The 21,979-nt window shown below is 32.2% G+C and carries 24 protein-coding genes and 2 pseudogenes; 8 read left to right on the top strand and 18 right to left on the bottom strand.

From position 1 onward, the window contains the following. Positions 1-209: 209 nt before the first annotated feature. The 5 genes from ACIQ7L_RS00685 to ACIQ7L_RS00665 all read left to right on the top strand — a co-directional run bounded on the left by ACIQ7L_RS00685 (position 210) and on the right by ACIQ7L_RS00665 (position 4,010). Positions 210-668 (top strand): hypothetical protein, encoded by a 459-nt coding sequence (locus ACIQ7L_RS00685; RefSeq protein ID WP_400565513.1) that lies wholly within the window; start codon positions 210-212, stop codon positions 666-668. Between the two features lie 67 nt (positions 669-735). Then, on the top strand, positions 736-1,083 hold the full coding sequence (locus ACIQ7L_RS00680) for a DUF6843 domain-containing protein (RefSeq protein ID WP_400565510.1): 348 nt from the start codon (positions 736-738) through the stop codon (positions 1,081-1,083). Further along, positions 990-1,436, top strand: a complete 447-nt coding sequence (locus tag ACIQ7L_RS00675; protein WP_400566307.1) for a nucleotidyltransferase domain-containing protein — start codon at positions 990-992, stop codon at positions 1,434-1,436. The genes ACIQ7L_RS00680 and ACIQ7L_RS00675 overlap by 94 nt, the downstream gene beginning before the upstream one ends. Positions 1,437-1,888: 452 nt before the next feature. Next, the gene (locus ACIQ7L_RS00670) at positions 1,889-2,917 is read left to right on the top strand and encodes a hypothetical protein (protein WP_400565508.1); all 1,029 of its coding nucleotides are present in this window, start codon (positions 1,889-1,891) and stop codon (positions 2,915-2,917) included. 115 nt (positions 2,918-3,032) lie between these two features. Continuing rightward, a complete protein-coding gene (locus ACIQ7L_RS00665) occupies positions 3,033-4,010 on the top strand; it encodes a helix-turn-helix domain-containing protein (protein WP_400565506.1) in 978 nt (325 codons plus the stop codon). A 488-nt stretch (positions 4,011-4,498) separates the two neighbouring features. Here the strand turns inward: ACIQ7L_RS00665 and ACIQ7L_RS00660 are convergent, their stop codons facing one another. From ACIQ7L_RS00660 to ACIQ7L_RS00630, 7 genes and pseudogenes are all read right to left on the bottom strand, one after another. Continuing rightward, positions 4,499-5,221, bottom strand: a complete 723-nt coding sequence (locus tag ACIQ7L_RS00660) for a hypothetical protein (protein WP_400565503.1) — start codon at positions 5,219-5,221, stop codon at positions 4,499-4,501. Then, positions 5,218-6,000 carry an ImmA/IrrE family metallo-endopeptidase gene (locus ACIQ7L_RS00655; protein WP_400565501.1) on the bottom strand — a complete coding sequence of 261 codons (783 nt, stop codon included), beginning with the start codon at positions 5,998-6,000 and terminating at the stop codon, positions 5,218-5,220. Before ACIQ7L_RS00655 ends, ACIQ7L_RS00660 begins: the two co-directional genes overlap by 4 nt. Next, positions 5,993-6,349 carry an XRE family transcriptional regulator gene (locus ACIQ7L_RS00650; protein ID WP_400565498.1) on the bottom strand — a complete coding sequence of 119 codons (357 nt, stop codon included), beginning with the start codon at positions 6,347-6,349 and terminating at the stop codon, positions 5,993-5,995. Before ACIQ7L_RS00650 ends, ACIQ7L_RS00655 begins: the two co-directional genes overlap by 8 nt. A gap of 194 nt (positions 6,350-6,543) precedes the next feature. Next, positions 6,544-6,693: pseudogene (locus ACIQ7L_RS00645) on the bottom strand (DUF1963 domain-containing protein); the annotation flags it as partial. 6 nt (positions 6,694-6,699) lie between these two features. After that, a pseudogene (locus ACIQ7L_RS00640) lies at positions 6,700-7,264 on the bottom strand (DnaJ family domain-containing protein); the annotation flags it as partial. Between the two features lie 176 nt (positions 7,265-7,440). Beyond that, a complete protein-coding gene (locus ACIQ7L_RS00635; RefSeq protein WP_400565495.1) occupies positions 7,441-7,812 on the bottom strand; it encodes a YxiJ-like family protein in 372 nt (123 codons plus the stop codon). A gap of 19 nt (positions 7,813-7,831) precedes the next feature. After that, positions 7,832-8,683 (bottom strand): patatin-like phospholipase family protein, encoded by an 852-nt coding sequence (locus ACIQ7L_RS00630; protein WP_400565493.1) that lies wholly within the window; start codon positions 8,681-8,683, stop codon positions 7,832-7,834. Positions 8,684-8,873: 190 nt separating this feature from the next. On the opposite strand from ACIQ7L_RS00630, the gene ACIQ7L_RS00625 reads away from it, so the two are divergent. Next, positions 8,874-9,251, top strand: a complete 378-nt coding sequence (locus ACIQ7L_RS00625) for a PH domain-containing protein (protein WP_400565491.1) — start codon at positions 8,874-8,876, stop codon at positions 9,249-9,251. Between the two features lie 165 nt (positions 9,252-9,416). On the opposite strand, the gene ACIQ7L_RS00620 is transcribed toward ACIQ7L_RS00625, so the two are convergent. The 9 genes from ACIQ7L_RS00620 to ACIQ7L_RS00580 form a co-directional block, all read right to left on the bottom strand. Next, positions 9,417-9,887 (bottom strand): GNAT family N-acetyltransferase, encoded by a 471-nt coding sequence (locus ACIQ7L_RS00620; protein WP_400565488.1) that lies wholly within the window; start codon positions 9,885-9,887, stop codon positions 9,417-9,419. A gap of 7 nt (positions 9,888-9,894) precedes the next feature. Next, complete coding sequence (locus ACIQ7L_RS00615; RefSeq protein ID WP_400565486.1) at positions 9,895-10,416, bottom strand: YfiT family bacillithiol transferase; 522 nt, start codon at positions 10,414-10,416, stop codon at positions 9,895-9,897. 32 nt (positions 10,417-10,448) lie between these two features. Further along, complete coding sequence (locus ACIQ7L_RS00610; protein WP_400565484.1) at positions 10,449-10,970, bottom strand: GNAT family N-acetyltransferase; 522 nt, start codon at positions 10,968-10,970, stop codon at positions 10,449-10,451. Positions 10,971-11,324: 354 nt separating this feature from the next. Then, positions 11,325-12,083, bottom strand: coding sequence for a class I SAM-dependent methyltransferase (locus ACIQ7L_RS00605; RefSeq protein WP_400565481.1), 759 nt, complete (start codon positions 12,081-12,083; stop codon positions 11,325-11,327). A 234-nt stretch (positions 12,084-12,317) separates the two neighbouring features. Next, positions 12,318-13,097 (bottom strand): undecaprenyl-diphosphate phosphatase, encoded by a 780-nt coding sequence (locus ACIQ7L_RS00600; RefSeq protein WP_400565480.1) that lies wholly within the window; start codon positions 13,095-13,097, stop codon positions 12,318-12,320. A gap of 319 nt (positions 13,098-13,416) precedes the next feature. Then, positions 13,417-13,791 (bottom strand): nucleotide excision repair endonuclease, encoded by a 375-nt coding sequence (locus ACIQ7L_RS00595; protein ID WP_400565477.1) that lies wholly within the window; start codon positions 13,789-13,791, stop codon positions 13,417-13,419. Between the two features lie 153 nt (positions 13,792-13,944). Beyond that, entirely contained in the window at positions 13,945-14,511 is a 567-nt protein-coding gene (locus ACIQ7L_RS00590; protein ID WP_400565476.1) for a GNAT family N-acetyltransferase, read from the bottom strand. Between the two features lie 201 nt (positions 14,512-14,712). Beyond that, positions 14,713-15,828: an NAD(P)/FAD-dependent oxidoreductase gene (locus tag ACIQ7L_RS00585; RefSeq protein ID WP_400565473.1), complete on the bottom strand. Its 1,116-nt coding sequence runs from the start codon at positions 15,826-15,828 to the stop codon at positions 14,713-14,715. Between the two features lie 106 nt (positions 15,829-15,934). Beyond that, positions 15,935-16,588, bottom strand: coding sequence for a YdeI/OmpD-associated family protein (locus ACIQ7L_RS00580; RefSeq protein ID WP_400565470.1), 654 nt, complete (start codon positions 16,586-16,588; stop codon positions 15,935-15,937). A gap of 433 nt (positions 16,589-17,021) precedes the next feature. Here ACIQ7L_RS00580 and secY point away from each other — a divergent pair, with 433 nt between their 5' ends. Continuing rightward, positions 17,022-18,326 (top strand): preprotein translocase subunit SecY, encoded by a 1,305-nt coding sequence (gene secY / locus ACIQ7L_RS00575; protein WP_400565467.1) that lies wholly within the window; start codon positions 17,022-17,024, stop codon positions 18,324-18,326. Between the two features lie 943 nt (positions 18,327-19,269). On the opposite strand, the gene ACIQ7L_RS00570 is transcribed toward secY, so the two are convergent. Together ACIQ7L_RS00570 and ACIQ7L_RS00565 are read right to left on the bottom strand one after the other, a co-directional pair. Beyond that, entirely contained in the window at positions 19,270-19,767 is a 498-nt protein-coding gene (locus ACIQ7L_RS00570; protein WP_400565464.1) for a DUF421 domain-containing protein, read from the bottom strand. 284 nt (positions 19,768-20,051) lie between these two features. Continuing rightward, on the bottom strand, positions 20,052-20,552 hold the full coding sequence (locus ACIQ7L_RS00565; protein ID WP_400565462.1) for an undecaprenyl-diphosphatase: 501 nt from the start codon (positions 20,550-20,552) through the stop codon (positions 20,052-20,054). An 847-nt stretch (positions 20,553-21,399) separates the two neighbouring features. Between ACIQ7L_RS00565 and ACIQ7L_RS00560 the strand changes: the two genes are divergently transcribed. After that, positions 21,400-21,954, top strand: a complete 555-nt coding sequence (locus ACIQ7L_RS00560; protein ID WP_400565459.1) for a TetR/AcrR family transcriptional regulator — start codon at positions 21,400-21,402, stop codon at positions 21,952-21,954. The last annotated feature ends 25 nt before the right edge of the window (positions 21,955-21,979 follow it).

The raw sequence follows: 21,979 nt of genomic DNA, 5'->3' as shown, positions 1-21,979 counted from the left end.
GCTTTACATTAGACACCTTTTTATATAGGTGTCTTTTTAGTTTGTATCGGAAAACACTATAAAGGGTAATGAGTATTCTGTTAGCAATTATTTAATGTTTAATATCTATTTTAAACATTATTACCGAAATATGTTAATGTATATGTAAAAGTTATCCAAAAGGACTCTGTTATAAAATCATAGTACAGAAATCTTAGGGAGGAAAATGTATGCAAGTACACGATGTAATATTTCCGAACAAACAACTCGAAGAACTTATACTGGATGAAAGTTGTGAAATACTGGAGAGTTTGAATAACAAAGAACAATTTATCAGTAGTTTCATTGAGTACTTTACGGAAGAATACAACAATGCAGAATGTGACTACGTAGAACTATTTGATATTGACGGCCCAGACTATATGAATATGGAATTAATAGATAATAAAGTGATCGTTACTGCTTTTTTGTTTGCAGGATTGTCTATATGGTTGAATAAAAGAGCTTTAGGAAAAGTAACGGCTACTATAGAAGGTGTTTATTCATTCACTTTTATTGATAAAGATAAAAACATAATTATTTTAGATGAAAAGTTACCTCTACATGATACTTCTTTTTTTATTACAAATTTCAAAGTAGAAAAACTACAAAGTATTGATCAATATTTTGATGATTATACAGTTTTATAAGTACTGTCTTTGGTATATGGGATATATATGCAGATGAAAGAATTTGGTATATCGCGAGGGGATTAGCGTGAAAAAAACAATAATATATATCGGATTTATTACTACCTTATGTTTAGATGGCTGTAGTTCACTTACACAAAGGACAACAGATGTCGTTTATCTCATCCCAGATGGATATGAAGGGGATTTGATAGTACTTTATAATGTACCTGGTGCGAAGCCATTACAAACAGAGGATGGATTTCGCGTTGTATCCTTCTCACCAGACGGGACAGCTATTACGTCAACAAAAGATATGAAATACGGCATCGTAAATGATAAATACTACATTATATTAATTTATGGCTCAGAGGAGGATGGGCAATTGATTTCCTTCTTGGTCAAATTACCCGTATTCATGAAGATATTGACTTAGTGACATGGGTAGAACATAAAAAAACTTTAGAAAATGCACTAAAGGAAGCAGGATATGATTTTCAACAGATCAGCAGCGGTCAAACTGATTTTCGTAAATCGGATGTAGATGTCCAATTTGGTTTTTTAACCAAAACAAGTGATGGAACTATTCATTTTCATGGTAAACCTGAATGGATTTGGAGAAATAACTGCTTACCTCCTCAACTTTATTACTTGGAGGATATAGCTCTATGTGTTTTAAATCCTTATCAACTTATCCAAGAAAAATATGATTATCAAGAGATAGGTCGCATACCTCGCGATAAAGATAAAAAAGCCTGGAACTGCTTCAACATATTGTTAACTCTATGAAAAAATAATGTTGATACTTTACAAAAGTCAATTATGGCGGACCATACATAAACAGATTTGATTTTTATTGGAATTTAAAAGAGGTAATCTGGCAAGTATAAAGTGGTTTATAAATCATTTGATTTCTTATATTTTATTAGATAGCTTTTTAATACACTTAAAAGACTCCTTAGTTTCTTTGCAACAAGGAGAGATGAGACATAATGACAATTACCCTAAGGTGTATCAAACTGCACCATTTTTCGTGGCATTAATTCCTAAATCACTTGATAGTAGACTTATATTTTATGGTCAAAAATAATGCTGCAAAGAAATAAAACAGCAAGTTGCATTCATTGAAGAAGAAAAACTTTGTATGATATTGAAAAATAAATCAAGAAGGGTGAAAAAATAAAATACCATCTTATATTCATTTTCAAGAGGAGATAACACATACAGATTATGAAATTAAAATGATTTCATCTGGAGACAACTTTCCAAGCGTAGATATAGCTGGATCACGACTCCATTATTTACTTGTAATGCTTCACTTAGGTATAGACTTACAAGACATCACAAAAGAACTAAACTGGACCAATAAAGACCTAAATCAACATATCAATATACTATTGAAAGAAGGCTTATTAAAAGAAATAGAAGGTAGTTATTTTCCGACATGTATGGTCATAACGGCTCATGAAGGAAAGAAATTATATAACTTATGTGAATCTTTACTTACACCTACACTTCAAATCATTAAGAAACACTCTAAACAAATAACTACCATTTCCGAAAGAATTGATACTTTTAAACAATTACCTATAGAAATATATAGCCTCTTACTTTATAGCGGCGTTTTATTAGATTTTGGACAAATCAACAACATCGAGAAAGATTATCTAAAAAGTGAACGACCTCTTAGAAATAATAAAAGATATTACTATTCCATCCAAGAAAAAGAAAAAACAAACGAAGAAGCTTTTGGAGTATACGGAAATGACTATTTAGACTTAGGTGAAATTCAAATTTGCATCTATGGAAATAAAAGATATACAACAACAAATCTAATAACTGCTAATAAAGAAATGTTAGAAGAGTGTTTTCAAGAGTCTGTACTCGATGTTAACCAATTCAAAAAACAAATTGTAAAAACATTTATTTCTTCAAACACACAACCAGATTTACTGTTGAAGTTATTTTATGAAAGAACAGGTTTGTACAGAAATTCACAATCTATTACTCCTGTTTTTAAATCGACAGACCTAACTATACTAGAGGCAATTGCAAACACAATTAGTGAAGATCTAATTATATTATTACAGAAACATGAGCAGCAGCTGAAAGAATATTATTTAGTAAGTACATACGCTAAAGAAATAACATACGAGGAATTTTTTATATGGTGGTATCACTTTTTCTATACAAAAGTAACAGAAGAATTAATTAAAAATAGCATAATAAAAAACAACACTCAAGAAAATCAAACATATATAATTTACTAAAGTGTTCATCATAAAAAAATTAACCTGGAATTAACATACAGATCATACGTTCTCTTGCTATGATATAAAAGAAAGTACATGTTTCATTTATATCTATCGAGAGGAGATAATTGAAATGATTGAAAGGAGTAAAAAAAGAGCAAAATGCCTGCTGGAAAAAGCAGAAATGATTAAGCTTTATTTGGAGGGGGAGAGCACGTCAAATATCGCGAAATTAGCTAATGTTTCTCCTAGATACGTACGTATGGTTCTAACAGATAACAATGTCAAAAAAAGAGCAAGAGGAAGCTGGAAACGAAAGTATCATTTAAATGAGAATTACTTCAAAAACTGGTCTAATAACATGGCGTATATTTTAGGGTTCTTCATTGCAGATGGTGTTATTACGAAGAATAACCAAACTGTAAGCATTTCTCAAAAAGAATCTAGCATTTTAGAAGATATAAAAATAGAACTACATTCAAACCAGCCACTGTACCAAAACAAAAAAACTGGCGTGTACATGTTGAACTTAAATAGCAAAATAATGAAAAATGACCTCATGAACTTGCATGGAATCACACCGCACAAATCATACGATGTACAATTTCCATATGTCCCAAAAGAGCATCTACATCATTTTATTAGAGGATATTTTGATGGGGATGGCTATGTAAATTATACATCGTATACAGTAAGTTTTGTTGGAGGATCACATAGCTTTATGCGTTCTTTAATCCAAATCTTACAAGAACAAAACCTCACACCACACTTCATAAATAAAGAACCACATTATCGTGTAATTCTCAGTGGCCGAAAAATGATTAAAATTTTTTCTAATTGGATCTATAAAGATAAAGAATTATTTTTGCGAAGAAAATATGATATATTCCAAATGGAAACCTTAGATTTAGAACAATTACAAGATAGAAAATTAAAAAGAACAAAATCAGCAGTCATTCAAAGAAAAAATGATTTTCTCGTTCAATATCAACAACACAATTGTATAAATAAGTCTTGCGAAAATCTTAACATTAGCAAAGCCGCATTTAAAAGTTGGCTAAAAAATGATTTAGAATTTAAAAAACGATTTGAACAAATTCATTCAAATTAAAACTCATCTCAAAGATTAGTGTAAATGCTGTATATTAACACTAATCTTTTTTTCGTTAAATCATAAGAAAAGGGGGTACCAAAATAATAAGCAAGTTAATCCTATTTTACAGTTAACATAATATAAATTATAGGAAGTTATATAAAAGTAGTGTTCCTGTGTCTCTAAATACAAGTAAACTCTACAAAATGAGATGAGAGAGAAATATTTAGTTGAATTTGCTTTATATGTTATTTGTCTAATCTTAAACATTTTCATGCTCATTTTATAATTAAGCGCGCGTCAGGATTTTTCGTAGTAATTTTTGAATCAAAAATCTCAAAGATTAAATTTAGAACAGCCATAAATTTTGAATCGATTCATTTCATGAATTATATTTTGTTTTGATAAATTCTTTTAAATTTACGCATGCAGTTTTTCATTCGTTTATATGTATGTGATCTCTCATTACATTTTATTTATTGAATATGGTTCAATTTGGAATTCACTTAATTTTGTAGTTTTTTGCTATCTTGATGCTGTGTATGATCTATTTGCAGCAATGTTTCATTACTCATAATATATATGTTATAATCCTTATTTTTCCCTAATAAACAACATTGCTCTACATATGAAAACAAATCGTTATCAACACCTATAAATGTAATGGTTAATTTACCACATAATTGATTGATTACACATGATGCCCATAATAAAGACATCTCCCCATGGTTTTTATCATTATTACTTATGAAAAAGCTAATATAATTATCTAAAATGATATTTTCGGCATTTAAAAATGATTCTCTAGCGTTTCTTACGGTTTCTCGCAGTGGCTGTATACAACTAAATGCTTTGTCACTCGCTATTAAAAGGCGTTGTTTCGCTTGTTTTGAAGCAAATTCAACTTTGAGCAGTTCATATAATTGTTGTTCTTCCACGTACAAAACCGTTTGAAATCGCGATAAATATTTTATATAACGCTGATCTACATCTTCAAGTAAGCGCATTTCCTTTGCGATTACATCAGTAATTAAAATCGGTGCATCTTTAATATAATTCAAAAATAACGTTTCATTATGCTGAAAGTACGCTTTTTCGTGAATTGAAATAGCGGATGTATCATAGAAATAAATATTTTGTCTTTCAAGAATAATATCTATTATCTCTTCTAATTCTGTAACAAAATGTGTATGTAGTTGAATAAAGTTTGTTAATTCTGGAGATGTCAATTAACTCCATCTCCCTTCATCTTATAGAAATAGCGCGTTATTTCTTCCAACACTTGTTTATTTGCTTGCTGTGCTGCTTCTGGTAATGTATGTTGCTGCATCATTTTTTCTATTTTACCTAAATTAATAACATTGCTTCGCTCAATCATATACGAATCAATGCCTAGCGCTTCAAATTCTTTATGATAATCAAATTTCTGATCAAAATGTTTCTCAATTGTCGAGTAATCAATTAGCTGTAATTCATACAGACGAATTAATATCGCTTTAAAAGGTGCTTTAAAACGACTCATACATAGAAATATTTTATGTAATGTTGTTTCATCATTTTTTTCAAAACCATTATAAAAAGTAATTAATTCATGTTGGTCAATTAATAGTAACGAAGCAAAATAATCTGCTTTTCTTTCAGTGTGACTTTTATCAAGGCCTGCATGTACAATATGTAGTTTCCTATCTAACTCTTGAAGTGAAATTAAATGATATAATTCATGAAACAGGCTAAAATTTTGATAAATTCTAGGTTGATACGTATTTACATAACAAATGTATTTCTCTGTATCTGTTGCACGAATAAAACCACCCAAAGACTGATCTTGAATTGGTGTTTCAATAAAAAAATGCTGCGTTGCGATATATTTTTTAGCACCTTCAATCATTGTCCAGCCTTTTGGGTGGTAATATTGTAAATATTTTCTCATTAAGTTTTCTACTTCTAACTTAATCTTTTTATTTTCCTCTATAATTTGCGGAAGGTCTACAAAATTAAGTTCAGGCATGTGATTCACCCCTATTATAAATCTCAATAAGATCACAAAGTTTCGTTAATTGACGTAGTCCCTCTTCCCCACTTTCTGATAACATTTCACCTGCTGAAAATAAAAAGGAATGCTCCTCTTGACCGTTAACCGTATTATGAAAATCCTCTTTCATAAAAAATGTATGCTCATGTCCTAAACAATCTGCTAAATTTGCAGCAAAATCATAAATCCCATTCATTCTTTTTCCATTTAGATAATCTGAAAAGTTCGACTCAGACATCCCTAGTCTTTTTGCTAAACGCTTTCTTTTCAAACCTTCAGCCTCAATATATTGATTCATATTCTGTACGACAAATTGTAAATGCATTTCTTTCACTTCCTTTTTTATGTGTATGTACTATTATACACTCGCGATACATTTAAAATCCATTCAGAGCGAATTATTTTTATTGATATCGAAAAAATTAACTTATAACTATATTCATTCTGAAATAAATTCTCTTAAAGCGAAGAATAAAGCCACTCTCTAAATATCCATATAGAAAGCGGCTTTACATCCTCTCAAAAACAATCCCAATTATAAAGTACATTTGTAAAATCTAAATTTATCAAGTCTTCTTTTCTTATAAAGAAATTTGCAACGCCGCAATCTCCCCACATAATTCCTAAAGAATCATCTGTATCTATTTGCAGCAGTAAAAATTTGTATTGGTGAAGTTAGCGATCACATTTCACTCTCATTTTTTGTGCTGACGGCGGACAAATCAAGTTATATTCTAAAATCTTTTTATTAATCGTACGAACTAATTTAGCTGCTTCTTTTGAATCTATATTCCCTTCTAGTTTTTCTTTTAATTGATCGATTTCTTTCGAGAGCTCAATCCATCTAGGTAAAACATGATTATCTTTTAATGTTTTATAAAGTTGTTTTTCGGGATTATACGAAAGGCTTTTATCAATATTAAGTGGTTTGCCCTTACCAGGCAGGTCATCAAAAACTCCTGACTTTTCTGCTCGTTTAACGATAGAACTAATGTGATCTTCATATGTGAAATCCCAAACCTTCTCATCTTTTACTAAAATCTCTTGCTTCTTTAGTTCTTTATCTAAGTCCTTTTGGCTCATATTCTCTCTCCTCATTTCTTTTTTAGATAACGTTTTTGAATTATTCAGTGCTAACAAACCATCAGAAAGATTTTTACGCTACCAAATCTCGTCATGACCGCCTCAAAACTCATTGTAGGCAATTTAGGTATTCTTTTTCTTTAAGTGTCTTATATAGACTTATACTAGCTTTTATTCTCAAGGATGCTAGCTGCCATATGCATACGAAATCGTAACGTATTTTTATAGATACTTCTTTTTTTACAAATAAATTCCTATATAAACAAGGTCATAATATTGTATATTTTATGAACAAAAAAACACACAAACAATATAGTCTGTGTGTTTGTATTCTTACTCAGAAAGATAGTAAAGTAATAATTTACGTGCCTTTTCATAATACATATAGTCTCTATGGAACAATGAGTAGTTTTCAATCTTTTTCTCTAGAAAGCGAAATTGTTTAAATTGCTCAAAAAATGATGTGCGCAGCAAATTGATTTGATGAAACGGAATTTTTTCTGCCTTTCCATTTAGGACATAACTTAAAGTTCCCGCAATATTCATCCAGTAGATGTTAAGGTCAGCACTTAAACAATCATCTTCAGAAAATGCGTCTTTAAAATCTTTACGCATGTTGCGTACATCACGATATGGAAATGGCTGATATAAAGAATTTTGTAGTCTCTGTAACTCTTCAAAAATTACTTTTTTCCCTAGTATCAATTGTTCACCCCTATCGTTATCATTTCTGTATCCATTTTAATAACTGTCCATATTGATTCTTTGCATCCTGATACCCAAGATTATATAAATTAACAAGCTTGTCTTTATTTCGTTCAATCCCACTTATAGGGAGCTGGACACTTGGTTGAATGACAAAAAAGTTATCTTTTTGTTCATTAGAACTCATATACGAAATTGTTTCATTATACAATCGATAATGTTCTACTAAGAGCTCTGATATTTTCGGATACCGTCTATATAATAATTTGGCCATTGATGAAAATCTATTCCGATGTTTTATATATCCTTTTGGCTTTGTCATAATCACAACATTTTTGCGAAAACCATCTTCTTGCGCCTTTCGAACAGGAACAGGGTCAATTATCCCGCCATCTAATAATTTTTTACCATCATAATCTACAGCAGGTGCAATAAACGGTACAGAACTGGATGCACGAATAATTTTTAATATATCATTTCCATGCTCGTGTTTATTATAATAAACAGCTCTTCCTGATTCGCAATCTGTTGTCCCAATTACAAACTGCTCACTTGTATCAAGAAAGGTTTGGAAATCAAATGGTACAATTTGATTTGGTACTTCATCAAAAAGAAAATCCATACCAAATAATTCTCGTTTCCGTATGAAGTTTCGATACGAAATGTAGCGATGATCCGACACTAGCTCTGTATTTACTTTTTTATTTCTTCCTTTTTGACGCGATAAGTACGTTGCACCCATGCATGCTCCGGCAGAAACGCCAACTACATAAGGGAAAAATACTTCATTCTCCATAAAGTATTCGAGTACTCCTGCAGTATATAAGCCTTTCATTCCTCCGCCTTCTAATACTAAACCGATATTTTTCATGTATACGCCCTCTGCACTTGTTTCCTGATTTTATTAACAATTCTATTTTAGCACAAGATATTATGATGAAGTATTAATAAATTCATTGCATTTTTTTTAAAAAGCTCTTGCTGTATTGTAAGAATCTATTACTCTATAACGTGATACAATAAAAGTAACTCATTCCATAGATCTAAAGGAGGAATTTCATATGGGTTTATTTAGTGGTATTTTAGGAAATGCGTCTGATGCGAATACAGATAGTGTAGAACGTGATTTACAAAAAATTATGCTTGATGATGAACAAGTTGAACATGCCTATAAACTAATTCGTGATTTAATTGTATTTACAAACCGCCGAATGATTTTAGTAGATAAACAAGGAGTAACTGGTAAGAAAACAGAATATCATTCTATTCCTTATAAAAGTATTACACAATTTAGTATTGAAACAGCAGGTCATTTTGATTTAGATGCAGAACTTAAAATTTGGATATCTAGTATGGAGCAACCAATTACAAAAGAATTTAAAGGTGACGACAGTATTTTAAGCGTTCAAAAAGCATTAACAAAATATACAACAAAATAACATTTTGTATTTTTATGCAAAAATAAAAGTATTAACCCCGTGATTTTTGGAACAACATGCATTAATTTATTTTAAAAATACAAAAAGACGATTTTCTTATGTTATATAAAGAGGGATAGAAAATACAGATTTACTCTGTTTTATCTATCCCTCTAAAATCTATTTTTATACTACCTTGATATAATAAACAAGTGTTGTATGATCATTCAATTTCTTTCTTACACCAGTCTTAGTGTAACCCATTTTTTCATATAAATAACAATTACGTTCTTCCTCTAAAATGGTGGCTAGTTCCCAACTAGTTGCTTGAGGGAACATTTCCTCTATTAAAAGCACCACCTTCTGAGCTACTCCTTTTCCTTGATAAGTAGGTAAAATAAACAGAGGACTTATCCAAAATTGCGTCTGCTCTTTCCAATAAACAGATATAGCTCCCGCAAGGATATCACCAGCTAATATTTTATAAACTCTACCATACGGATTATTTATTCTTGTAATTACTTTATCGACGGTTTCATTTGCAGGATTTGTCTCGTAATCCTTATATTTTTCAAGTAACGGCATAAATGCCTGTACTTGAATATTAAAAATAGATTCTGCATCCAACTCTATCGCTCTTTCTAATGCTATTTTCATAACACCCTTACCATCCTAAACGTTTTCGTAAAGAAGTAATATGTGTAGTATGATGACGACCGTGCCATGCGTATAATCCAATTGCAACCGCAAGCTTTGTCTCTCCTGATTCCGGATGATTAAACGTTTTTTCTAGATCAGTAGCTTCTAAAGAATATAATAGATTCACCCATCGTTTATGTAATGCTTCTAACAATACAAGTGAAACATCTACTGGTAATCTTGAATCTGGGAGCTCTGCCCATTTTTCTTCTCTATACGGTTTAATCGTTGGATTATTTTCTGTAAGTGCTAACTTAAATCGAATATAACTATTCATATGACTATCAACGACATGATGAACAACTTGACGAACTGTCCATCCACCAATTCGGTACGGTGTATCTAACTGTTTGTTATCTAAATCTTTAATTGCCTTTGTTAATTCATGAGGAAGATCCTCAATTTCTTGAATCCACTTGTCTATCATTTCTTCTGTAATATTTTCTTCATAAGTAAATTGCCCAATTGGATAACGTAAATCCTTCATTGTATTGTACCCCTTTTGTTTAAAAGTTCGATTTATACTATGTTAGTATATTTCCAAATGTAATGAATGAAATCCATTTTTTGACCGTTTAAGTTTATAGATCCTTTATCGATTGACATGCGTGAAAAGCCGTTTTTTTCTAACACTTTTTGCGAGGCGATATTATTATTTGTTGTTTTGGCATGGATTTCAGTAACTTGATAGCTGGCTGCTTGATCTAGAAGTAACTTTACCGCCGTGGCTGCGATGCCTCTTCTAAGAAACTTTTCTCCCACACGATAACCTAAATACCCTAATTGTTTCTCTTTCTCTATATCTACTAAATTTATGCGACCAACAATTCTATTCTCCATATTACGGACGAGGTAAAAGTAAGAATTTCCTTCTTCTTGTTCTTTTAATAGCTCATCAAGTTGCTGCTTAAATACCTCGTAAATATAATAATCCGTACCACGACTTGGCACCATTTTTTCGAAAAACTCTCTGTTATAGCATTCAAAAGCAAATAATTCTTCAGCATCTTGCTGCTGTAGTTTTTCTATGTACACTTCCATTCATCACTCATCCCTTTTTCAAATCAGCTAACTATTTATATGTTCTTCTCTTAAGAATAAATATCCTGCTACTAAATTTTCATTATTTTCTTTTTATCCAGCAGTATGATTTCCATTTCCGCTTTTATTCATCCTTTCCCTTCATTACAAGTACTATATGAGACAATAGCCCGCATGCAATGCCTATAAAGATACCAATGTTAGGCATATCTACTAAAGTCGTGATTGATACTAACAGCTTGAATTACGCTCTCCTTTCTTCCTGAAATAGAAAAAGGCAACCAATTTAGTATTGATTGCCTTGAAATACATATATTTTGTTTAGTCCCTATGCCACTAAGCTCTATGCTATTATCACTTTCTTACAGCTTCAAAAGTGATGATTTGACTTGCATTCGTTAGTTGTTTTTCATAAACATAGTCAGCAGAACATGTAATATCAGAAAAACCTATACTTTCTAAAATAAGCTTAAACTCTTCAATTCCATACCAACGCATTGCAAAACGTTGTAACTCGGTTTGTATCAATTTTCCTTGACGCCATTTTTCGTATTTTAAATACGACACAGTAATTTGGTTAAGCCAATCCATTTCAATCGATTTGTTTTCCAATGTAATCCCATCTCCGTTAGGTAGAGAAAAAGTTGATGTATTAATTTCTCCTGTCTTCCAATCATAAGGTAGGAGAAGATCAACAATCAAACGTCCACCCAACGCCAAATGTTTATAAAAACATTTCAATGCGCTTAAGGAATCTGCACGACTTTCAATTAAACAAAATGAACCAGTAGGAATAATAATCGCCTCATAATTAGCTGGTAATGAGAATTCCTGCAGTTTACCCTGATACAAATGAGGATTTAGGCCTCTTTCTTCGCAACGTTTACGACAAGAATCCAACATTTCAGGAGAAGAATCAATTCCGTCAACTGTATATCCAGCTTCAAGAAGTGGGATATACACACGTCCAGAGCCAACCGCTGCTTCAAGAATAGTCCCTTGGCAATTCTTTAATCGTTCTTGATAATATTCAATATCCCCGCTTAAAGAATAACCCACAGGTTTTGTAAAATCATAGAGTTCCGTGCAAAGTGTACTGTAATTACTAAACATTTAATTTATCCCTCCGTTTTATTGTACGGAAGCTGTTTAAAAAGAACTTCCTATAATGGTATTAACCCTTCCGTACCTCTAATTTAATTGGTAAGTGGAAAGATCTGACTGTCATAATATATCACTCACTTTCAATAAAGTATAATGATACTTTACCATAATTTACCTCTCTCAAAAAGAGAATAAAAGATTTACAGGTTCCTTTTGACTATATTTTTTCAAGAACACTCCCCTTTAAAATATGCCAGTAAACTGTAAAGTTAAAATTAAAGCGCCTAAAGCCCACACATAATACGCGAATACTTTAAGAGAATGTCGTTTTAAATATTGAATCATCCAAGATACGGCTATGTATCCAAAGAATGCTGCGGATAAAGTACCAACCATCAGCGATGTACTTGAAATCGCTTCTGCTTTTCCTTGAAATACGTCCACAGATTGTAAGACAATGGCTCCAACAATAGCAGGTGTAGATAACAAAAATGAAAAATACGCTGCGGTTTCACGATCTAATTTTCTCCATAGTGCAGCAACAATCGTCATGCCAGAACGAGAGATTGCTGGAAATATAGCAACCGCTTGAAAAGAACCGATAATAAAGGCATCTTGATATGTAATGTCATCCATCTTTTTACGGCCATTTTTTTGTTTTTCTGCCATGTATAAAAACAAACCCGTCACTAAAAACTCCCATCCAATTGTTACACCTGTTTTTGAAATATCTTCAAAGAAATCTTTAAATAATAAACCGATAATGACTGCTGGAATTGTCCCAACAATAAGCAAGAACATAAGCTTTGAAAATGGATTTTTAATTAAATAGATAAATTCTTTTTTATAGTAAATAAACACTGCGAGCAGTGTGCCAATATGAAGCATCGTATCTAAGAAAAGACCCGCTTCATCTAAGTTAAATAAATGTCTTCCTAAGTACAAGTGACCGGTACTGCTTATAGGTAAAAATTCTGTTAACCCTTGAATAATTCCTAATATAAAAGCTTCTAACCAGTTCATGATGATCTCCTTTCTTGTTTGCTTGTACCAGTATATGAAATAGATTTTGAGAGTATGTGAATAAGGAACAGAAAAACAACCACTTAAAGTTTAGTGGTTGTTTTATTCATACTAGCCTTTATAATTTTTTATCCAATCATCAAAATTATCACTTTCTAAATTCTTAACACTTTCCGCTATAGTTTTACTCGTCTTTCTTGAATAATCAAATGTTTTTAATGCAAAAAGAGTGTTTCCGACGCAATATGTTTTTATAAAATATAAAAAATCCTCAAATCATTATAGATTTAAGGATCAATAAACATTATATATACAGTTATTATTTGTAAAACACTTTATCAACGTTATATTTCGCTTGAAATTCATTAATAATATATGTTTCGTAAATTTCTCTTTCCAGTGGATTTTCTACAATACATACATCAATGCGATATACTTCGTCACGATGTGCTTTAATTGGTGACACGTTGTCTTCAAAATGCTTTTTAATTCGTTGTCTAATTTTTCTTGCTTTCCCGACAAAAAGAAGTTCGTCATTAATGTTATAAAACATAAAAATGCCGCCTTTATCTCTTGGGAACAAGTGGAAATCAATGAATCCATGAATTGGAGTAATTCTTGGTTCATCTCCTTTTATGACTTGTTTTCTTTCTGTTATAGAAACATCAACTGCAGGTACATCAATTTTAATCAAGTTACTTCACGTCCTCTTTTATTATAAAGGTAAATAATAGCACAAGTATGTAAGAAAAGCTATTCGTGTTGATTATAAATACAATTTAATTAAATGTATACGAATGATTTCGCTAAATAAATATGCTTTGAAAATATTCTCCCACCTTTTTTCTCAGTATCTACTAAATATTATAGGTATATCATTCATGCGTTTCCTCCAAATCATATGATCACATGCCTCACCCCAATAATCCTTTAGCAAATAATCAGGACCTCCAAATTTTTTCTTCCATATTTTTTGTGCATTGGTATATCCACTATCCAAACAGAATTCTTTTACCCCTTTATCCAATAAGGTAAGAAACATCGCATTTAAAAGTAAATTCCCTATGCCGTGTCTTTGGTAATTTGGGAGTACAAATACAGTTCCCACCTCATACAAATCTTTTAATGCGCCATCTGTGCAAATATTAATGAGTTGACTAGATGGACCAAATTCAATTGTTCCGATAATTTTATTACACTGTTTATCTACAGCTATCAAAAAATATCGATCTTTCCCATTGCTATCAAAGTCACATATCAAGTATTGCTTTTTATTTTCAATTTCCTTTTCTATATCGTCAACTAACTTCGATAAGCCTTCTTTAGCAAATGTATCTATAATGACTGTATGAAACAATTGATGTAACTCTTCATAATCTTCAACGGTTGGTCTTCTTATTTCAACGTTATACACTTATGGCAACTCCTTAATCCTTTAACATTTTATGTGTAATTTTTTTGTACTATCTATTTCAAAATTACAATCAATATAGCTTTCCTCTAAAATACGCGAAATTTCCTCTGCAAATATAAAACTCTTACTATGTACAATATAAAAAGAAACAAAAAAAATTAGGTAGTTGTCCCTAATCTTTTTTTGTTTCTAGCTCTATAACTATTCAATTGCACCAGCTACATCATAATGACTTAAATCTAATTCTATCGACTGGCCTAAAGCAAGTTTTGCAAGTTCAGATCCTAAGTACGGACCAGCAGTTAACCCCGAGGCACCTAGACCATTCGCAACAAGGATCCCTTCGAAACTAGGTAGTGGGCCGATTACAGGTAAGAAACCTGGTGTAAATGGTCTAAACCCAACTCTTGTCTCCAGCATTGTACTATTTTCTAAACCTGGAGCGACTGACAATGCTTTATCAAAAACTTCATGTAAACCGCCTGCTGTTACTCGGTAATCCAAACCAGTATCATTTTCATGTGTTGCCCCTACAACAATCCGTCCATCTTCAAAAGTTAAAATATATTGATCGTTTGGTGGCATAACAACTGGCCAATTTTCAGTATTCGCATTTGGCATATGTAAATGAACAATTTGTGCTTTTTGGAAAGTTACTAAGAAATTAACGTCCAGCGGTTTTAAAATTTCGTTTGCCCAAGCTCCTGCCGTTACAATTACTTGATCTGCTATTACTGTTTCACCATTTACTGTAACACCTTTGACATGATTGTTTTCATGAATTAAAACTGCGTTTCCTTTTATAAAGGTAGTACCATGTTTTTTTGCTGCATTTACAAGAGACTGACGAAGCGCTCGTCCATTTACTCTTGCAGCACCACTTATATGTACAGCACTATATTCTTCAGATAATGGCGGGAATATTTTTTTTGTTTCCTCTTGTGATAAGCGAGTAATTTTACCAATTTCAGGAGCATCCTCACGTCGTTTATATGCTCGCTCTTCCATTTGATCCAACTTTTTTTCGTCCGTATGAAGACTAATGGCACCTACTCGGTTATAACCTGTATCTGTCTCGCCATCCTCTTCTAATTGCTGAATTAAAGAAGCGTAATATCGTGCCCCGCCTTTGGCAATTTTGTACCAAGCTTGATTACGACGCTGTGAAAGCCATGGACATACAATTCCTGCCGCTGCATCTGTAGCTTGCCCTAAATCTTGACGGTCAATTAATGTAACATGAGCTCCCGCCTTAGCAAGATGATAAGCAGTAGACGCTCCCAGAATTCCAGCTCCAACTACAATATATGATTTCATTTCAAACACCTTTTCTTATTCATTCTTTTATGTTTATTTACTATACAAAAGTTCCGATGCATTCCCACAATTTCATTCCAATTACTTGTTTCATCATTGTGTATGTTTATTTTTTCTTTCTACGGAACAAATCAATTGTTTTATACCCTTGTGAAAGGATTTCCACCATTTGTTGTAGACGTTTTTCACGTGTTTTTTGCTGCTTTGCAGAGAATAGATGGCGTGCCCAATCTTTTTGATACCCCGGTGTTAAATTTTGATAAAAGGTAAGTTCATTTGGATAATCCGCTAGTAACGCCTCTACATCTGTAATATTCTCTGCATAATCAGCGACACATTGACTAGCAGCAGGCGTTTTCTTTGCTTTCTTTTTTTCATGCTTTAAACCAACAACAGTGAAAATATCATCCATACTTACCATCCGTGCGAACTTCATATCACTTTTATCTACATATCCATCCTCTCCAACCTTCAATGCTGGGAACATTTCATCTCTGTGAATAAAAGTGTTATAACGTGTATTGCCTTTCTTCGGATAAGCGAAAAACAAATACCCTTTCTCAAGTAATAGTTGTTCTTTATTAAGTATAAATTGTGTATGCTTGGCCATCTCATCAATTGTTTCTACGAAAATAAAAATGGCATCATGATCTTTAGAAAGAGTAGTTGCTTGTTCAGTAAAAACATCATAATCGTTTGGTTGATTAATCACTGCCATATTATTGTATTTATTAAGTTTCAATTTATCGATAATTGTCATAGTAGGCTCCTTTTTATATTTGAGTATTCATTGTTAGTTTTATCATACTTATATTACTATAAAAGAGTATGATCTTGCTGCGCAAACCAAACTATTTAATTCGTTTATCAAATAAATAGTTCGTTCATCGCAAAGTCCTCCTCGTGAACTCATTAGTATTTTCTTTTGTAACATGTATTTTTCATTCTTTTCAGCCTTATCTATGTACATTTGTTTAGTTATTGGTTATATTGTAGTTATTGAATGATTACGATTATCAATCTATCGCTTATATAAACACTTGTATTTCTTATATCCATGACAAAACTACAAAATGCACGAAAATCCATTTGTCAAATGAATTCTATATGGAAGGAGGTTTGTGGTTTATTCATCGGGATATAATAATCAGTTTTCCTTTTAGACAACTGATAAAAATACAGGAGGCGACAGGATGTTTCGTACGATTTCAAATTTTATGAGAGTAGCTGAGATAAGAAGGAAAATCCTTTTTACACTTATGATGTTAATTGTTTTTCGAATTGGCACGTTTATACCAGTTCCTCATACTAACGCAGAGGTATTAAAAATACAAGATCAAGCCAATGTTTTAGGTATGTTAAATGTATTTGGCGGAGGAGCATTGAAGCACTTCTCGATCTTTGCTGTAGGTATCACACCATATATTACAGCTTCCATCATTGTACAGCTGTTACAAATGGATGTTGTACCTAAATTTACAGAGTGGGCAAAGCAAGGAGAAATGGGCCGAAAAAAATCAGCTCAGTTTACTCGATACTTTACAATCATTCTCGCATTCATTCAAGCCATTGGAATGTCTATTGGCTTTAACAATATAGCAGGCGGACAATTAATTAAAGATCCTAGTTGGACTACATACTTATTTATTGCTACAGTTCTAACTGCTGGTACTGCATTTTTACTTTGGTTAGGTGAACAAATTACTGCTAACGGCGTCGGTAATGGAATCTCAATGATTATCTTCGCAGGACTTGTTGCAGGAATGCCAAATGTCGTAAATCAAATTTATTTACAACAATTCCAAAATGCTGGAGATCAACTCTTTATTCATATTGTCAAAATTATATTAATTGTATTAGTTATTTTAGCAATCGTTGTCGGTGTTATTTATATCCAGCAAGCAGTTCGTAAAATACCTATTCAATATGCAAAAGCTGTTTCAGGGAATAATCAATATCAAGGAGCAAAAAATACACATTTACCTCTTAAAGTAAATAGCGCAGGTGTAATCCCAGTAATCTTTGCTTCTGCTTTTCTAATGACGCCACGCACAATTGCGCAGCTATTCCCTGACTCTAATGTATCGAAATGGTTGAATACGAATCTGGATTTGGCGCATCCATTCGGAATGACCCTTTATGTCGGGCTCATCATTGCTTTTACATACTTTTACGCATTTGTTCAAGTAAATCCTGAGCAAATGGCAGAAAACTTGAAAAAGCAAAATGGATATGTCCCAGGTATTCGTCCAGGTAAATCGACAGAACAATATGTAACAAAAATTTTGTATCGTTTAACATTTATTGGTGCCATCTTCTTAGGTGCTATCTCGATTTTACCAATCGTATTCACGAAAGTTGCGACTTTACCGCCTTCTGCTCAAATTGGTGGTACAAGCTTACTCATCATTGTCGGTGTGGCATTAGAAACAATGAAAACATTAGAAAGTCAGCTTGTAAAACGTCATTACAAAGGATTTATAAAGAAAGTAAATTAACGCTTTGGACATATAAATTAAACATATTGAAACCCTCTCATTTTATATACGAGAGGGTTTTTATTTGTGAATGAGTAATAATCTAGCAAATCATTTAAAACAGACGTATTCGACATAAAACCTTTCTTTTTAGGCGGGAGAGAGAATCCGGCCATGCATAGAATCGGTCAAATCCTTTTTCTGCCCCATGCCAAGTGAAAACAAAGAAAGAAAACAAGTGCAGGTCACTTTTTGTTCGTCATAGCCGCGACTTATCTACTGGAAAATCAAAATGGATATATATAGTGGTGCAAAAAGGCTTCTTTTTAATTCCTCACCAAACAAATCATGCTTATGATTTAGAAATCAATAAGTGCAAATTCATGTTCATTCAAATGCTTCTTATGATATCCTTAGACTATGTTCTACAATTTAATGTAAGGAGTTGAGTGGATATTATTACATTAGAAAATATATATAAAGCCTCTGAATTATTACTCGTTTTATCTACATTTTGCTTTTACATGTATTTACGGAAAATTAAACTAAAAAGAAAACTTACCGTTTTTGAATTTTCAATGTATATCGTATCACAACTTGCATACATTCTTTGGGGGATTATCTTTATTTCTAAAACATGGGGTTGAAATAAAGTTGTACAGTTTTAAAGAGAGTTATACCGTTTATAAAAAAGATTGCTTAAACTACAGTCCATGTTTATATAAAAATGATGATAACACTGAATCGTTTTGATAAATCAGCATTCATAAATTCGCATTGTAACACTCGTTCAAAAGTACCTAGTTCCTGTTGTGAGAGATTCGATGAATATAGAAATTCCATTATTGACACAAAAAGCATTTCTTCCGTTTTTACGGGCATGTTGATTGGGTTAAAAAGACTTCATAGTGTATCGCTACATGTCCTAAAACAACAAAAAATAGTTAATATCTCTCCATATTAACTATTTTTTCAGATTGTATTGGTGTAATATCTTTTCTAACATTTCACAAGTAACGGGCTGTGCCCCAGCTGTTAGTTGATATCCAATGCGACCGTTCGGTTCTGCTGTTGCTTGTTGTAATGTTTTAATATCGTGAATTCCTTGTTGTCTTAAATGCATAAATAGTTGCTGTTCCGTCATTTTAGCACGAATTAAATTCCTTTTTAAAAGCTTCCCATTTTCAACAACAATGATGCTATTACCGTTTAAAAATTGTTCCATCTTTCGCGATTTCAATTCTAAAAAATGAATGATAATTAAAATACTTGAAAATATAACAGCTGCCAGAATAGACGAACCTACCTTTCTGCTTAGTACAGGTTCTACAATAATGCGTCCAATAGAGACAACGACAATAATCTCAGCTCTTGTCATCTGGCTAATAGATTTACTTCCCGTCAATTTTAAAACAAGAATCCCTGTAAGGATTAGAATTATGCTTTCAAAAAGAATATTCATCAACAACCCATTCCTTTAATGGTAATTTATGAATAGCATTAATCACATTCTTTATTGTTTACATAGTACATAAAACCAAAACCAAGTATATACTAGCTTTACCTAGCGTGTACTTTGCTTTGGTTATCTTTCAATCCTTATTTCTCCTCAACTCTTTACTAGATTTGTTCAAATTTCATGAAGTGTTTTTTAATTTATGCCTGCTCTCCTACTCCACAAACAAAAGAAGCGGATGTTCCTTTTTCCAAATTTCATGAATAACATAGGAAATCGCTCTCTTCTTTTCACTTAAATAACTTGGTGAACTTATTAATAATCACACTTGTTAGACTACCTATAACAGCACTTCCGATTATATCGAATGGGTAATGATGTCCTACCCAAATACGTGAAAAACCTGTCAAAATTGCTAATAACCACATAATAGAACCAATGAAGCGTTGGTGAAATAAAACGGAAGTCGCTACAGCAAAAGCTAGAGCAGTATGTTTACTTGGAAATGAAGAATTATTCTTCGATGGGATAAGCAAACGAACGCGATGGAAAATAAAAGGACGAGGTTTAAAATAAAAAAGCTGGATAATACGGTTTATAAATAACGTGACTCCTGCTGAAATTCCTGCATACAAGATGATTTTTTTGTAGAAATTGTTTCTAAACCACATAAATATTAATATGACAAGGTACAGATAGCGAGTCTTGTTTGAAAGAAAAACCATTGCCGTATCCATAGTAGTTCCTCTTCCTGCAAGACGATTAATAACTTTAAACAACATATAATTCATTGCAGATGTTCTCCTTTATTTCTGAAATGATACATAAATAGCATCCCCTCTTTAAAAAGATTCCATGTGAAAATTTCTATGCTATGCACTTTTTTAAGTCCCTTAATTAATAAGAAACGGAAAACAATTTATGACTGGATTGTCGGGACGGCCATTGTTCGCTAACAAATTTAAAATGGGCCCCACAATCTATAAACCATACCTCCAACAAAGAAGACTAAACCTAAAACTAATACTATAAAAACAAGGATTGACTTTTTATTATCTTCCATGAAATTTACCTCCTGAAAAATTGTTGATTCTGTATAAATTTCCCCACCATAAAAACCTTTAGTCATAATTATGGCTAAAGGTTTTTATCATCATACTTATGCAATAAAAATATGGAATTATAATCTGCACAAACTATCTATCCGGTTAAAATAGATTAAAACCTTTTTATTTGTCCTCGAATGTCTCCGGTTTAATTTTATTTATTTCCTTAACTTGATGGCTATGAGATCGGGCAGGATAACCATTTTTATCTGTCTCTGGTGAACCAAATATCCTTATACTATACCCATCGATATATTGTTTGTTCAGGAGAATACTTGAGATAGTCGAGTTAAGTGCCTTTTCGGACAGGGAATTCTGCTGTATTATGGAAGATATGTACCGTTCTGTTTTTAATTGGGAGTTTCGTTGCTTCTAGCCTGCTAAAAAGAATGGTGTTATATGTTAATAAGGGAATTGTCCCAACAGAGAATATGGCACAGACAAGGATTTAAAAATTTTTCAAGGTACGAAAGTTGAGTAACTTAGTTTAGATAACCTTTTCAACAAATTTCTAATTTAAGGAGTACTGGGTATGAGAGAACGCATTATAAGAGCTTTTGTTGAAGAGATTCATGATAAAGGCATGAAGTTTACAATGGACGATTTAGCGAAACGCATTGGTGTAAACAAACGATATCTTTATCAACATTTTTCTTCAAAAGTTGAAATTTTAGAATTAATCATTGATCAATCGTTATCAGAATTCGATGAACAAACAGAACAAATTATGAATAATACATCTCTAAGCCTAATTGAAAAGATCAGACAGATTTGTACTGTGTTACCCAATTTTGAATTTTACGACTTCAAAGTGTTGGAACAAATGAAGCGCTATTACCCGGAACAATGGAAAAAAGTGAATGACGCTTTGAGCGAGTGGGAAGCTCTGCGCTTGTTACTCGAAGAAGGTATGAAGCAAGGTGAACTCATTGAAATCAATCCAACACTCGCTGTAAAGCTGATCATAGATGCTACAAATTCTGTCTTTGATCAACGTTTTTATATGGAAAATAATATGACCTTACCAGAAGCACTCTCATCTATCGTAGACGTATTATTGTTCGGCTTAGTCAAAAATAAATCATAATAATGGTCTAATTTAAAAAACGGGT

The sequence above is a fragment of the Bacillus sp. NPDC094106 genome (assembly GCF_044764345.1).
Lineage (GTDB): Bacteria > Bacillota > Bacilli > Bacillales > Bacillaceae_G > Bacillus_A.
This window is presented reverse-complemented; position numbering and strand designations above follow the sequence as displayed.